Origin of the sequence: Streptomyces sp. NPDC056061, from assembly GCF_042266885.1 — a bacterium.
GTDB lineage: Bacteria > Actinomycetota > Actinomycetes > Streptomycetales > Streptomycetaceae > Streptomyces.
Genome location: NZ_JBHJWQ010000037.1, coordinates 44290 through 56187 on the forward strand (window position 1 = coordinate 44290; position 11898 = coordinate 56187).

The 11898-nt window shown below is 70.8% G+C and carries 10 protein-coding genes; 9 read left to right on the forward strand and 1 reads right to left on the reverse strand.

What is annotated here, in order from left to right:
- Window positions 1-186 precede the first annotated feature (186 nt).
- The 8 genes from ACFC79_RS33470 to ACFC79_RS33505 all read left to right on the forward strand — a co-directional run bounded on the left by ACFC79_RS33470 (window position 187) and on the right by ACFC79_RS33505 (window position 9131).
- Window positions 187-564, forward strand: a complete 378-nt coding sequence (locus ACFC79_RS33470; protein ID WP_376248208.1) for a DUF3499 domain-containing protein — start codon at window positions 187-189, stop codon at window positions 562-564.
- Between the two features lie 170 nt (window positions 565-734).
- The gene (locus ACFC79_RS33475; protein WP_376248211.1) at window positions 735-2108 is read left to right on the forward strand and encodes a phosphomannomutase/phosphoglucomutase; all 1374 of its coding nucleotides are present in this window, start codon (window positions 735-737) and stop codon (window positions 2106-2108) included.
- A 504-nt stretch (window positions 2109-2612) separates the two neighbouring features.
- Window positions 2613-2795 carry a Trm112 family protein gene (locus tag ACFC79_RS33480; protein WP_376248214.1) on the forward strand — a complete coding sequence of 61 codons (183 nt, stop codon included), beginning with the start codon at window positions 2613-2615 and terminating at the stop codon, window positions 2793-2795.
- A 56-nt stretch (window positions 2796-2851) separates the two neighbouring features.
- On the forward strand, window positions 2852-3988 hold the full coding sequence (locus ACFC79_RS33485; RefSeq protein WP_376248216.1) for an SIS domain-containing protein: 1137 nt from the start codon (window positions 2852-2854) through the stop codon (window positions 3986-3988).
- Window positions 3989-4152: 164 nt separating this feature from the next.
- Window positions 4153-5334, forward strand: coding sequence for a mannose-6-phosphate isomerase, class I (gene manA, locus ACFC79_RS33490; protein WP_376248219.1), 1182 nt, complete (start codon window positions 4153-4155; stop codon window positions 5332-5334).
- Between the two features lie 87 nt (window positions 5335-5421).
- Window positions 5422-6408 (forward strand): cation diffusion facilitator family transporter, encoded by a 987-nt coding sequence (locus ACFC79_RS33495; RefSeq protein ID WP_376248221.1) that lies wholly within the window; start codon window positions 5422-5424, stop codon window positions 6406-6408.
- 444 nt (window positions 6409-6852) lie between these two features.
- Complete coding sequence (gene ahcY, locus ACFC79_RS33500) at window positions 6853-8310, forward strand: adenosylhomocysteinase (RefSeq protein ID WP_376248223.1); 1458 nt, start codon at window positions 6853-6855, stop codon at window positions 8308-8310.
- Between the two features lie 203 nt (window positions 8311-8513).
- The gene (locus ACFC79_RS33505) at window positions 8514-9131 is read left to right on the forward strand and encodes a hypothetical protein (protein ID WP_376248225.1); all 618 of its coding nucleotides are present in this window, start codon (window positions 8514-8516) and stop codon (window positions 9129-9131) included.
- A gap of 186 nt (window positions 9132-9317) precedes the next feature.
- Here the strand turns inward: ACFC79_RS33505 and ACFC79_RS33510 are convergent, their stop codons facing one another.
- Entirely contained in the window at window positions 9318-10298 is a 981-nt protein-coding gene (locus ACFC79_RS33510; protein ID WP_376248228.1) for an RDD family protein, read from the reverse strand.
- A 120-nt stretch (window positions 10299-10418) separates the two neighbouring features.
- Here ACFC79_RS33510 and ACFC79_RS33515 point away from each other — a divergent pair, with 120 nt between their 5' ends.
- On the forward strand, window positions 10419-11426 hold the full coding sequence (locus ACFC79_RS33515; RefSeq protein WP_376248231.1) for a stage II sporulation protein M: 1008 nt from the start codon (window positions 10419-10421) through the stop codon (window positions 11424-11426).
- Window positions 11427-11898 lie beyond the last annotated feature (472 nt).

The window sequence follows — 11898 nt, forward strand, 5'->3', positions numbered from 1 at the left end:
GAATGACAGCTTTTGTGCTGAGAAGTGACCGGAATCGTTGCCGCCGTGACCTGCGTTTCTCTGTTTCTTTGCAGGTCAGAAGGTTGTCCGAAAGATGATTGTGCGGGAGGTCACAGGGCGACACGACGGGGTGACCTGGGGGAGAGTCGTCGCAGCCCGCTCAAGAGTGCGGTACCGTCCAACATCGTGAGCCCTGTACGTCGCTGTTCGCGCACCGCGTGCGGCCGCCCTGCCGTCGCGACACTGACGTACGTCTATGCCGATTCGACTGCGGTCCTCGGCCCGCTCGCCACCTACGCCGAGCCCCACTGCTACGACCTCTGCGCCGAGCACAGTGAGCGGCTGACCGCCCCGCGCGGCTGGGAGGTTGTTCGGCTCTCCGATCCCTCCGCCCCCACGCGCCCCAGCGGTGACGATCTCGAAGCGCTCGCCAATGCCGTACGGGAAGCGGCGCGTCCGCACGAGCGGGGTGGCGACGGCAGGAACGGCGGCCCGCAGACCGCGGATCCGATGGAAGTCGCCCGCCGGGGCCACCTGCGCGTGCTGCGTTCTCCTGACTCCTGACCCGGTCCTCCCGACCCGGTCTCGCCGAACCGGACTTGCTGAACGGGTCCTGCCGAGCCGGCCACCCCGAACCGGTCCCGTCGACGGCCGTGGGCCCGAGACCCCGCGATCGGCCCGAGCCGTCGCCGGGTAGTTTGGGCGGTCCGTAGAAATTTCAGGAGGACCGGCCCGTGGCTGCTGATCTGTCACAGATCGTGAAGGCGTACGACGTGCGCGGCGTGGTGCCCGACCAATGGGACGAGTCGCTGGCCGAGTACTTCGGTGCGGCGTTCGTCGAGGTGACGGGCGCGGACGCGATCGTGATCGGCCACGACATGCGCCCCTCGTCGCCCGGTCTCTCGGCTGCCTTCGCACGCGGTGCGACGGAGCGCGGCGCCGACGTCACCCTGATCGGCCTCTGCTCGACCGACCAGCTCTACTTCGCCTCCGGCAGCCTCGGCCTCCCCGGCGCGATGTTCACCGCTTCGCACAACCCGGCGCAGTACAACGGCATCAAGCTCTGCCGGGCGGGCGCCGCGCCCGTGGGCCAGGACACCGGTCTCGCCGAGATCCGCGCCCTGGTCGAGCGGTGGTCCGAGGACGGAGCACCGGAACCGGTCGTCGCCCCGGGCACCGTCGGCGAACGCGAGACGCTCCCCGACTACGCGGCGCATCTGCTGTCCCTCGTCGACCTCGGGTCGATCCGCCCGCTGAAGGTCGTCGTCGACGCGGGCAACGGCATGGGCGGCCACACCGTTCCCACCGTCTTCGCGGATCTCCCCGTCGACCTCGTGCCGATGTACTTCGAGCTCGACGGCACGTTCCCCCATCACGAGGCCAACCCCCTCGACCCGAAGAACCTCGTCGACCTCCAGGCCCGCGTCGTCGCCGAGGGTGCCGATCTGGGGCTCGCCTTCGATGGCGACGCGGACCGGTGTTTCGTCGTGGACGAACGCGGCATCGGCGTCTCCCCGTCCGCGATCACCGCCCTTGTCGCGGCCCGGGAACTCGCCCGCAACGGTGGCACGGGCACCGTCATCCACAACCTGATCACCTCACTCTCGGTCCCCGAAGTGGTCCGCGAACACGGCGGCACCCCGGTCCGCACCCGCGTGGGCCACTCCTTCATCAAGGCCGAGATGGCCGAGCACGGCGCGATCTTCGGCGGCGAGCACTCCGCGCACTACTACTTCCGCGACTTCTGGAACGCCGACACGGGCATGCTCGCCGCGCTGCACGTGCTGGCCGCACTCGGCGGACAATCGGGGCCGCTGTCGGAACTGGTCGCCCAGTACGACCGCTATGCCGGCTCCGGCGAGATCAACTCGACCGTCGCCGACCAGCCGGGCCGCACGGCCGCGGTGCGCGCGTCCTTCGCGCCGCGCGACGGCCTCACGACGGACGACCTGGACGGGATGACCATCACCGGTCCGGACTGGTGGTTCAACCTGCGGGCATCCAACACGGAACCGCTGCTGCGGCTGAACGTCGAGGCCCGCGACGAAGGGACGATGACCGCGGTACGGGACGAGGTGCTGGCGATCGTCCGGGCAGAGACCCGGTAGGGCGAGACCCGCCAGGGCGGGACCGACGGACGGCCACGGGGGCGGGGCCGACGGACGGCCCTACGGAGGGCGAGGGCGGACCGGACGGCTCCACGGGGGCTGCGGGGCCGTCAGCCCGGACCCCCTTCCCCTCGTCCCGCCCGTGCCCTGCCCTTCTCGTCCCGTCCCGGAGTCCGGCCCCGTCCCCGGCCTCATTCCGGAGCTCTGCCCCGTCCCGGGCCTCGTCCCTGTTCTGCTCGTCCCGCCCGTGCTCCCGTGCCGCTTCCGTCCCCGCCCCGAGACGTACCGAGACCCTCTGCCCTTCCCCGTGCCCTGCCCTGCCCTCCCCGTCCCGTCCTGCCCCGGCCCGGACCGCGGCCGCCGGACCCCGACGGTAGGCTGACGTCGCCCGGTCCACGTGCGGGCGAACCGTTTGTCCCCGCCTGATCGCGCACGTGTCCGCCCGCTCGGTACGCCTGCCCCGCCGGATCACTGTCCGTCCGAATGCCCGAAGGGACCCACCCCATGCCGCTCGAAGCCGGCCTCCTGGAGATCCTCGCCTGCCCGGCCTGCCACTCCCCGCTCGACGACCGGACGACGGCCGACAGCCCCGAGCTGGTCTGCACCGGCGAGGACTGCGGCCTGGCCTACCCGGTACGGGACGGCATCCCCGTCCTTCTCGTCGACGAGGCACGCCGCCCCGCGTAACGGCATCCGTGCCCGAAAGCGCACGGTGATCAGCATGTGATCGGAGGACCGTCCCCATGCTCGACGAGTCGTTGCTCGACGCCCCGGAGGCCCTGGCCCGGGCCGACCGCCGCGATCTGCTCCGCGGCGCGGCCGAGGCCGGTGCCCGGGTCCGTACCGCCGCCCGGCACGCGACGGAGGCCGGGATCGCCGGACTGAATCCGGAGGGCCGCCCCCGCGCCGTCCTCGTCGCGGGCCCGGGCACCGCAGCGGCGGGTGTCGCCGATTTGATCGGCGCTCTGGCGGGGGCCTCCGCGCCCGTCACCCGCATCCACCCCACCGGGGTGGCCGCCGCCGCGGGCGCCATGCGCTGGGCGCTCCCCGGCTGGGCCGGGTCCGTGGACCTGCTGCTGATCGTCACCGCCGACGGTTCGGAACCCGGCCTCTCCCTCCTTGCCGAGCAGGCGTACCGGCGCGGGTGCAGCGTCGTCGCCGTCGCCCCGGGGCACTCGCCGCTGGGCGAGACGATCGACGGCGCGCGCGGGCTCGTCGTACCGATGGCGACCGCCCCGTACGGCGAGTACGACGCGGAGACGGCAGCTGCCGGACCGGGCACGCTCTGGGCCCTTTTCACCCCGCTGCTCGCACTGCTCGACCGTCTCGGCCTGGTCACCGCTCCGGCCGAGGCGCTGCAGAGCGTCGCGGATCGCCTCGACCGCACGGCGGAACGCTGCGGTCCGGCCATCGCCACCTACAGCAACCCGGCGAAGACCCTGGCCGCCGAACTCGCCGACAGCCTTCCCCTCATCTGGTCGGAGGGGGAGTCAGCGGGCCCGGTCGGCCGGAGGTTCGCCGCAGTCCTCGCCGAACTGTCCGGACGCCCGGCCCACGCGGCGGATCTCCCCGAGGCACTGGTCGCCCACGGGGCGCTGCTGACGGGCGCGTTCGCCGCCGGAGCCGATCCGGACGACTTCTTCCGCGACCGGGTCGAGGAGCCGGAGGCCCTGCACGCCCGCGTCGTACTGCTGCGCGACCGCCCCACCGGCGGCCTCAGCGCCGCCCCGGCCGCCCGCGAACTGGCCCTGAGCCACGACACGGCCATCAGCGAACTCGAACCCGACGAGGGCACCGGCCTCGAAGCCCTCGCCGAACTCCTGGCGGTCACCGACTTCGCCGCCGTCTACCTGGCACTGGCGTCGTCCGCCCGCGCCTGACAGCACCCGCCGTCCGGGCACGCGCGGCGGCCCCTCCCCGCCCCCGACCTCCGACCAACACCCCCGCCCCTCCCGTCGGCCGAGCCCCCCGGCCAAGCGCCGATCGAGCACCCGACCGCCCCTCGGACCACGCCACCCGATCACGCACCTCACAAGGACGAACCATGGACCGGCTCTCCAACACCGTGCGCCCTTACGCCTGGGGCTCCACCACCGCCATACCGGAGCTGCTCGGCGTCGCCCCCACCGGCGAACCCCAGGCCGAGATGTGGATGGGAGCCCACCCGGGAGCCCCCTCCCGTCTCACCCGCCCCACCGGCACCGGGGAGCCCCGCCGGGAACGCCCCCTCACCGAGGTCATCGCCGCCGATCCCGAGCGCGAACTGGGCCGGGCCACCGTCGAGAAGTTCGGACCCCGCCTGCCCTTCCTCCTCAAACTCCTCGCCGCGGGCGCCCCGCTCTCCCTCCAGGTCCACCCCGATCTCACCCAGGCCGAACGGGGATTCGCGGACGAGGAGCGCCGGTCCGTCCCGATCGACGCCCCCCACCGCACCTACAAGGACACCAACCACAAGCCCGAACTGATCTGCGCGCTCACCCCCTTCGCCGGCCTGTGCGGCTTCCGCCGCCCCGCCGAAGCGGCCGGGACCATGGCCGCACTCGGCGTCGACTCCCTCGCGCCGTACGTCGACCTCCTCGGTGCCCACCCCGAGGAGGCGGCCCTGCGCGAGGTCCTCACCGCGATCCTCACCGCCGATCCGGCGGAGACGGCCGGGACGGTGAACGAGGCGGCGGCCGCCGCCGAACGCCTCGGCGGCGACCACGCCCCGTACGCCCGGATCGCCCACCACTTCCCGGGTGACCCCGGCGTCCTCGCGGCGATGCTGCTGAACTACGTCGAGCTCCAGCCGGGCGAAGCGCTCTTCCTCGGCGCCGGCGTCCCGCACGCCTACCTCGACGGCCTCGGCGTCGAGATCATGGCCAACTCCGACAACGTGCTGCGCTGCGGACTCACGCCCAAGCACATCGACGTGCCCGAACTCCTGCGCATCGTCCGCTTCGAGCCGACCGACCCGGGCGTCCTGCGTCCCGAGGCGTCCCCGTCCGGCGAGGAGCTGTACGAGACGCCCGCGGACGAGTTCCGCCTCTCGCGCTTCGACCTGTCGCCCGGCGCCGACCCCGTCGACCTGACCCGGGGCACCCCGCAGATCCTGCTCTGCACCGCGGGCGCCCCGAAGGCGGGCACGCTCGGCCTCACTCCCGGCGCCTCGGTCTTCGTGCCCGCCGGCGAGAAGACCGAAGTGTCCGGTACAGGGACCCTGTTCCGTGCCACAGTGGTGGCCTGACGAACCTCCCGCACCAGCGACTGCAACAATGTCCGGCCGTACCGCGGCGCCAGGGCCGCAGCTCCGGAGAAGGGACACCAGGCACCCATGAGTGCGTCAGGCGGAACCAAGGCGATTGTGGCGGCACTCGGCGCCAACCTCGCGATCGCCGTGGCCAAATTCGTCGCGTTCCTGTTCAGCGGCTCGTCGTCGATGCTCGCCGAGAGCGTCCACTCGGTCGCCGACTCGGGAAACCAGGGTCTGCTGCTGCTCGGTGGCAAGAAGGCCCAGCGCGAGGCCACCCCCCAGCACCCCTTCGGCTACGGCCGTGAGCGCTACATCTACGCCTTCCTCGTCTCCATCGTGCTGTTCTCGGTCGGTGGCATGTTCGCGGTGTACGAGGGCTACGAGAAGATCAAGAACCCGCACGAGATCGAGTCCTGGTACTGGCCGGTGGGTGTGCTCGTCTTCGCGATCATTGCCGAGGGCTTCTCCTTCCGCACGGCCATAAAGGAGTCCAACGAGACCCGCGGCTCGCTGTCCTGGCGAGAATTCATTCGTCGGGCGAAGGCCCCCGAGCTCCCCGTCGTGCTCCTGGAGGACTTCGGGGCGCTGATCGGTCTCGTGCTCGCCCTCGCCGGTGTGGGCCTCTCCCTCGCGACCGGCGACGGCGTGTGGGACGGCATCGGCACCCTCTGCATCGGTGTCCTGCTGATCATCATCGCGATCGTCCTCGCCGCCGAGACGAAGTCCCTGCTGCTCGGCGAGGCCGCCGGCACCGACCAGGTCGAGAAGATCAAGGCGGCCGTCGTCGACGGCGACACGGTCACCGGCGTCATCCACATGCGCACGCTCCACCTCGGTCCGGAGGAGCTGCTCGTCGCCGCCAAGATCGCGGTGCAGCACGACGACACCGCCGTCGAGGTTGCCAATGCCATCAACGCCGCCGAGTCCCGCATCCGCGAGGCGGTCCCGATCGCCCGCGTCATCTACCTGGAACCGGACATCTACAGCGAGGCCGCCGCGGCGGCGGGCATCAACCCCGGCAAGGCCCCGGGCGGCGCCCCGGGCACCCCGGCGGATTCCGGACACTGACCCGCGGGCTGCCGCACCCACCGGCAGCCCCGGCCCCGGATCCGCCCGGCTGGCCCCCGACTGCCGGGCCACTGCTGTCGTGCCACTGCGGCACGCCCGTTTCCCCGCCCTCCCGGCCCTCCCGGCCCGTTCGCCCACCCGTTCACCGGCCCGTCCCATGGGCCCGTCCCACGGTCAGTCCCACGGCCCGTCTCCTGCCCGTCCCACGGCCTGTTCCCGGCCACCCGTGATCCCGGGTGGGCTGGGAGCGGCCGGGGCGATCGGTGTAGATTCGACGGCAGTGTCAGACGTCGCTGCTGATGGCGGTCGATCGGTCCGCGCACACGGACCGGCCGAGGGAGAGAGGGCCTCCGACGGACTGCGCTGTGAGCTCCGGGCATTCGTGTGCCCGCTGCCGCAGAGCCAGCCGCCCACCTCGACACCCATCACGAGGAGCAGCCCGTTATGACGACGGTCACCAACCGACAGGACTTCAAGGTCGCCGACCTCTCCCTCGCGGCGTTCGGCCGTAAGGAGATCACCCTCGCCGAGCACGAGATGCCCGGCCTGATGTCGATCCGCAAGGAGTACGCCGCCGCGCAGCCGCTCGCCGGCGCCCGCATCACCGGTTCGCTGCACATGACCGTGCAGACGGCCGTGCTGATCGAGACCCTGGTCGCCCTCGGCGCCGAGGTCCGCTGGGCCTCCTGCAACATCTTCTCCACGCAGGACCACGCCGCCGCGGCCATCGCCGTGGGCCCGAACGGCACCCCGGAGAACCCGCAGGGCGTCCCGGTCTTCGCCTGGAAGGGCGAAACGCTCGAAGAGTACTGGTGGTGCACGGAGCAGGCCCTGACCTGGCCGAACACCCCCACCGGCGGCCCCAACATGATCCTCGACGACGGCGGCGACGCGACCCTCCTCGTTCACAAGGGCGTCGAGTTCGAGAAGACCGGCGCCGTTCCGGACCCGTCGACCGCGGACAGCGAGGAGTACGGGCACATCCTCACCCTGCTGACCCGCACCCTCGGCGAGTCCCCGCAGAAGTGGACCCAGCTGGCGTCCGAGATCCGTGGTGTCACCGAGGAGACCACGACAGGCGTGCACCGGCTGTACGAGATGCACCGCGACGGCACCCTCCTCTTCCCGGCGATCAACGTCAACGACGCCGTCACCAAGTCCAAGTTCGACAACAAGTACGGCTGCCGCCACTCCCTGATCGACGGCATCAACCGTGCCACCGACACCCTCATCGGCGGCAAGACCGCGGTCGTCTGCGGCTACGGCGACGTGGGCAAGGGCTGCGCGGAGTCGCTGCGCGGCCAGGGCGCCCGCGTGATCATCACCGAGGTCGACCCGATCTGCGCCCTGCAGGCCGCGATGGACGGCTACCAGGTCACCACGCTCGACGAGGTCGTCGACAAGGCCGACATCTTCGTCACCACCACGGGCAACAAGGACATCATCATGGCCGGCGACATGGCCAGGATGAAGCACCAGGCCATCGTCGGGAACATCGGCCACTTCGACAACGAGATCGACATGGCCGGCCTGGCGAAGATCCCCGGCATCGTCAAGGACGAGGTCAAGCCGCAGGTCCACACCTGGACGTTCTCCGACGGCAAGGTCCTCATCGTGCTGTCCGAGGGCCGCCTGCTGAACCTGGGCAACGCCACCGGACACCCGTCGTTCGTGATGTCCAACTCGTTCGCGGACCAGACCCTGGCCCAGATCGAGCTGTTCACCAAGCCCGAGGAGTACCCCACCGACGTCTACGTGCTGCCCAAGCACCTGGACGAGAAGGTCGCCCGCCTCCACCTCGACGCCCTCGGCGTCAAGCTGACGACCCTCCGCCCCGAGCAGGCCGCCTACATCGGCGTCAAGGTCGAGGGCCCGTACAAGCCGGACCACTACCGCTACTGATCCCGTCGTCGGCGACCGCCCCGTCACCGGCCGGTGACCCGGCCGGTGACGACCGGCCGTCGACGGACGCAGACAGCTTCAGCGGCAGTCGCTTCAGCAGCAGTCACGAGAGCAGGCCCCCGCACCCCCGTGGCGGGGGCCTGCCCCGTAACGCGCCCGCGCGGCGCAGGCTCCGCTCAGCCCGAGGAACCTCGAAGGACTCCATGCCCCGCGGTCGTTATTCGCTCCATGATCTTCACGATCACACCCTCCTCGGCGAAGAACACTTCCAATGCGCGCCAGGCCCCTCCGGCTGGCGCTACGTCTCCCGGACCATCACCCCTTCCGGCGACGACCTCGGCTCCGTCGACCTCACGCTCGACGAGCTTGGCCGCCCCATCCGCCTCGAACTGCACACCGCGAGCTGGCAGGTCCGCGGTGCGGCCCTGGACGGCGTCACCTGGGTCCGCACCGACCCGGCCGGAAGTCATGCCACCGAAGGCAATGTGGGCGCCCACTCCTTCACCGGCACATCTCCGGCATTCCTCGTCGCGACAGCGCGACTACTGCGTCTCACCCCCGATTCCCCCGTGGCCCGCGTCCGGCTGCTCGCCTTCACCGACCCCGTCCTCGCCCCCCGTACCGTCGACCGGTCCTGGGCCCTGGTGAACAGTGAAGCGCACGCCACTGACAACGGCCCCCTGATCGTGGACGAGTACCAGGTCGACGACCTGGACACCGGTGAGCGGCACGTCGTGCACATCGCCGGCGACGTGGTCCTCTCAGCCCCCGGGGTCGAGCTCGAGGACCTGGACTCGCCGCCCTCACCGCTGGTCCCGTAACCCCTGACGGGCGCGCGACGACAGCCACTTCCCCAAGCTCTCGGCTGCGCTCGCGCAGGGGCGGCCCCATTCCTCGCCGCGCTGTCGAGGCGTCCGAGTACATCCGGCAGGGACGCCCCCCCGGCCTTGCGATGCACCGCATCCGACGCCGCGCGCTGATTCACCACGGATTGCGGACAGCCCTTACTAGGCGGGCGGTGCGAACCCCGTCGAAGCGGGCGCCGGACCGCCCTCTTCCGTTGTCGGCGCCGCGGGGGTATCCGCCGCCGCATGCCCCGGGGACGGCTCGGCCACGGTGTGTGCGGCGGACATGGACGGGCCGGTCCCACTCACCGGCCCGGCGTTCCCCATCCGCCCCGCCTGTCCCACGTGGCCCGCCCGACCGACATCGGCCGTGCCGGGCGCGGCCCCATCCCGTTCGGCGACGAGCACCCGTCGCGCATCCCGGACCTGCCGTTCGTTCACCACCGCCGCCAGATATGCCCCGGCGGGCACCCCCGGGGGAACCGGAACCCCGGTCCGGTTCGTCAGTTCGCCGGCCAGCCGCTCCGCCATCGCGCCGCCGACCTGCGCATCGAGCTGATGCATGCGCGTCAGGTACTGCCGTATCGCCAGCCACAGCCCGTCGGGCACCCCCGACAGATCCAGCGCGGCGAACCGCCCGACCAGCCACGGGGGCGGGGGTGGCACAGCCGTCGTCCGACCCGCCGACACCCGTTCCCGCACGACGAGCGTTCCGGCGAACACATCTCCCAGGCGACGCCCTCGTTCCGACACCAGGGAAGCGATGCAGGCGACCACACCGAACGTCAGCAGGATTTCGACAACACCCATGGCGCCGCGCATCAACGCGTGCCGGAAGCGGATCGGCCCGCCGTCGTCCCGGACCACCCGCAGCCCGCAGGCCAGCTTCCCCAGCGAACGCCCGTGACTGAGCGTTTCCACCGCGATCGGCCCACCGACCAGCACCAGCAGGAACGCCGCGAGGGATATTGCCGCCACCGCCGCCTCGTCCAGGGTCGACACCGCGACGACCAGCCCGATCGACACCAGGACGAACGCGGCGCCCAGTACGACGAGATCGATGGCCAGCGCCAGCATCCGGCTCGGCAGCTTCGCCGGCCGCAGACCCAGTACGACGGCGTCGCCGGTCACCAGTTCATTCATCGCGCCCCATCCCCTTGTCGGCCTTCCCTGCCCCTCGGGCCCTCAGTCTGCCAAGCTGACCCGCAGTGCGCCGCCGTAGGACGACCCCGTACACACTCCCGCCTGGAGCAGCAGCCGACCATGGACCTCGATGTCTTCGTGACCGCCCACCGCACGGAGTGGGACCGTCTGGACCACCTCCTGCGCCGCGGACGTCGGCTCACCGGTGAGGAGGCCGACGAACTCGTCGAGCTCTACCAACGCACGGCCACCCATCTCTCCCTCGTCCAGTCCAGCGCGCCGGACGCCATGCTCATCGCGCGACTCACCCAGCTCGTGGCTCGTGCCCGGTCCGTGGTGACGGGTACCCGCCGCTCCTCCTGGCGCGACGCCATCCGCTTCCTGACCGCCGGATTCCCCGCCGCGGTCTACCGGTCCCGGCGCTGGTGGATACCCACAGCCGTTCTCTCCGCGCTGCTGGCCGCGGTCATCGGCTGGTGGATCGGCACGCATCCGGAGGTGCAGTCGGCCATCGCGGCTCCGGACGACCTCCGCCGCCTGACCAGCCCCGGCGGTGAGTACGAGACCTACTACTCCAGTCACCCCGCGGCATCGTTCGCGGCGCAGGTATGGACGAACAATGCCAAGGCCGCGGCCATGTGCCTGGTCCTGGGCGCGTTCTTCGGCATACCGGTGATCTGGATCCTCTTCCTCAACGTGCTCAACCTCGGCGTCGGTATCGGCCTCATGTCCTCGGCCGGCCGGCTCGACACCTTCCTGGGGCTGATCCTCCCGCACGGCCTGCTCGAACTCACCGCGGTCTTCGTCGCGGCGGGTACCGGTCTCCGCCTGGGCTGGACCGTCATCGACCCCGGCCCGCACAGCCGCCGAACGGCCCTCGCCCGAGAAGGCCGAGCCGCGATCGGCATGGCCATCGGGCTCGCTCTGGTCCTGTTCGTCTCGGGCGTCATCGAAGGCTTCGTCACCCCGTCCGGTCTCCCGACATGGGGCCGGATCGCCATCGGCGTCGCCGCCGAGGCCGCCTTCCTCGTGTACGTCTATGTTCTCGGCGGCAGAGCGGTACGAGCGGGAGCCGGCGGAGACATCGAGGCATCGGAGCGCAGCGCCGAGCTGCCGGTCGCCGCCTGATGTGCGTACGCCCCTGCTGACCTGCTAGTCTGCTCATCTCCCCGAAAGACTGTTGACACAGTCGTGCAGGGGAGGTAGATTTTAACGGTTGCCACGGACTGGACAGGTCTGGGCCAGGCGGCTAATATCTACTCCGCCTCCTGGGGAAATGGAAGTTTCCGCAGGAATCCTTGATTCTCTTCATTCAGCACTTCAGTCGTTCAGAGCGACTGAATGTTTCTGATAAAGTCGAGTCCGCCGAGAGGCAAAGACCACTCCAACGGTCGACCGGAATTGAATTCCGAACCGGAAACGGGACGGAAAAAGAATCTGGTAGGGTTGGAATCGCCGGAAAGGGAAGCGCGAAAGCGTGGAACTGGAAAGCAATCCCGCTTCGGCCGGGGATCGGGCACTGAAAAGGGTCTGATAGAGTCGGAAACGCAAGACCGAAGGGAAGAAGCCCGGAGGAAAGCCCGGAGAGTGTTTCGGGTGA

Excerpts from the sequence above, each read along its gene's own strand:
- ACFC79_RS33480 (WP_376248214.1), top strand. The coding sequence starts at position 2,613 with ATGCCGCTCGAAGCCGGCCTCCTGGAGATCCTCGCCTGCCCGGCCTGC.
- ACFC79_RS33485 (WP_376248216.1), top strand. The coding sequence starts at position 2,852 with ATGCTCGACGAGTCGTTGCTCGACGCCCCGGAGGCCCTGGCCCGGGCC.
- manA (WP_376248219.1), top strand. The coding sequence starts at position 4,153 with ATGGACCGGCTCTCCAACACCGTGCGCCCTTACGCCTGGGGCTCCACC.
- ACFC79_RS33495 (WP_376248221.1), top strand. The coding sequence starts at position 5,422 with ATGAGTGCGTCAGGCGGAACCAAGGCGATTGTGGCGGCACTCGGCGCC.
- ahcY (WP_376248223.1), top strand. The coding sequence starts at position 6,853 with ATGACGACGGTCACCAACCGACAGGACTTCAAGGTCGCCGACCTCTCC.
- ACFC79_RS33505 (WP_376248225.1), top strand. The coding sequence starts at position 8,514 with ATGCCCCGCGGTCGTTATTCGCTCCATGATCTTCACGATCACACCCTC.
- ACFC79_RS33510 (WP_376248228.1), bottom strand. The coding sequence starts at position 10,298 with ATGAATGAACTGGTGACCGGCGACGCCGTCGTACTGGGTCTGCGGCCG.
- ACFC79_RS33515 (WP_376248231.1), top strand. The coding sequence starts at position 10,419 with ATGGACCTCGATGTCTTCGTGACCGCCCACCGCACGGAGTGGGACCGT.